The sequence below is a fragment of the Lysinibacillus sp. NPDC056185 genome, assembly GCF_047737915.1.
Lineage (GTDB): Bacteria > Bacillota > Bacilli > Bacillales_A > Planococcaceae > Lysinibacillus.
This window is the reverse complement of record NZ_JBLLLQ010000030.1, coordinates 52,348-54,085: the sequence shown is the minus strand read 5'-3', so window position 1 is coordinate 54,085 and position 1,738 is coordinate 52,348. Positions and strand designations below refer to the sequence as shown.

Below are 1,738 nucleotides of genomic sequence, written 5' to 3'. Positions count from 1 at the left end.
ACAGGATGTTGGTCACGAAGGCGTTATCACAGGACGTGATGTTCTTAGCCTTCGTTCCTCTATTTGCTCGCTCCAGGGTCTCGGGCCAACACGATGTTGGTCACGAAGGCGTTATCACAGGATGTGATGGTTTTAGCCTTCGTTCCTCTATTGTTGATCCCCAAGGAGTCGCCCAGTCTCCACTCCAATCAACTGATATACATAGCAAAAGTTTTATCACATGTCATTCCCAACGTTATTGTGACAAGCTACTTAAAGTAGAAGATAAAGCATTATAAAATACTTTTGTTTTATTTTCAATGTGAAAGAAGCCCCTCTATATAGACTTCATGTATAATAGGAAAGATTCCTAATTTGAAAAGAAAGTGAGTTTAAATATATGTACGATGTTATCGTTATCGGTGGTGGCCCATCCGGTTTAATGGCTGCCATCGCTGCTGGAGAGCATAAAAAGAAAGTATTATTACTAGAAAAAGGGACAAAGCTTGGTAAAAAATTGGCCATTTCAGGCGGTGGTCGCTGTAATGTCACAAATCGTTTACCTGTTGAAGAAATAGTTAAGCACATACCTGGGAACGGCCGTTTTCTTTACAGCCCATTCACGGTTTACAATAACGAAGATATTATCGCATTTTTCGAAGGACTTGGCGTGGCATTAAAAGAGGAAGATCATGGGCGTATGTTCCCTGTATCTAATCGCGCGCAAGATGTTGTAGATACACTTATTCGTCAGCTTCAGAGGCTACATGTTGAAGTGCGCTTAAACACACCTGTTAATAAACTTCTAATGGATGAGGAAAAAATTCTTGGGGTACGCCTTACAGATGGCACAGAAATTCGTAGCGAGGCAGTAGTCGTTGCAGTTGGCGGAAAAGCGGTTCCACAAACAGGCTCAACAGGAGATGGTTATCCATGGGCAGAGCGTGCTGGCCATACAATTACAACTCTTTTCCCTACTGAGGTTCCCGTTCTATCAAAAGAGGATTTTATTCAAGCTCGTGAGCTACAGGGGCTTGCCCTAAGAGATGTCGCTGTCTCTGTTTTAAATAAAAAGGGCAAGGTGCTCGTAACACATCAAATGGACATGCTCTTTACTCATTTCGGATTAAGCGGTCCTGCTGTTTTACGCTGTAGTCAATTTGTCGTGAAAGAATTAATGAAAACAGGTTACGAGCCTGTGACAATGCGAATTCAAACTCTTGTTGGTTATAATGAAGAAACGTGTCTGCAATATTTAAACAGACTCATTAAAGAAGATCCAAAAAAAGCGGTGAAAAATGTTTGGAAAGGAATTGCACCTGAAAGCTGGCTTCTATTTTTATGTGAACGTGCAGACATTGATGTACAATTGACAGGTACTGAACTATCACAGGAAAAAATCCGCAATTTAGCAAAACTACTCGTCAATTTCACAATGACAGTTAGTGGTACGCAATCCCTTGAAAAAGCATTCGTCACTGGGGGTGGCGTCTCTGTTAAAGAGATTGAACCAAAGACAATGGCTTCAAAGAAAAAAGTTGGTTTATTTTTCTGCGGAGAAATCCTTGATATTCATGGCTACACAGGAGGCTATAATATAACATCCGCACTCGTTACAGGACGTATTGCAGGGATGAATGCAGCACTTTAATATCCCCTGTATCCCAGACTTCTATCAGCGATTTTTCGGGCGTTATCAGCGATTCTGAGTCTTTTATCAGCGATCTTCAGCGGCTTATCAGCGATTCTAAGTCCTCTA

The 1,738-nt window shown here is 41.5% G+C and carries 2 protein-coding genes; both read left to right on the top strand.

Annotated features, from left to right (window positions below; genetic code table 11):
• Window positions 1-278: hypothetical protein (locus tag ACMZ42_RS22120; protein ID WP_415732791.1), on the top strand; the 278-nt coding region annotated here is incomplete at its 5' end.
• A gap of 101 nt (window positions 279-379) precedes the next feature.
• Window positions 380-1,630 (top strand): NAD(P)/FAD-dependent oxidoreductase, encoded by a 1,251-nt coding sequence (locus ACMZ42_RS22115; protein ID WP_415732790.1) that lies wholly within the window; start codon window positions 380-382, stop codon window positions 1,628-1,630.
• Window positions 1,631-1,738 lie beyond the last annotated feature (108 nt).

Coding starts and splice junctions, on each gene's coding strand:
- ACMZ42_RS22115 (WP_415732790.1), top strand. CDS start 380: ATGTACGATGTTATCGTTATCGGTGGTGGCCCATCCGGTTTAATGGCT.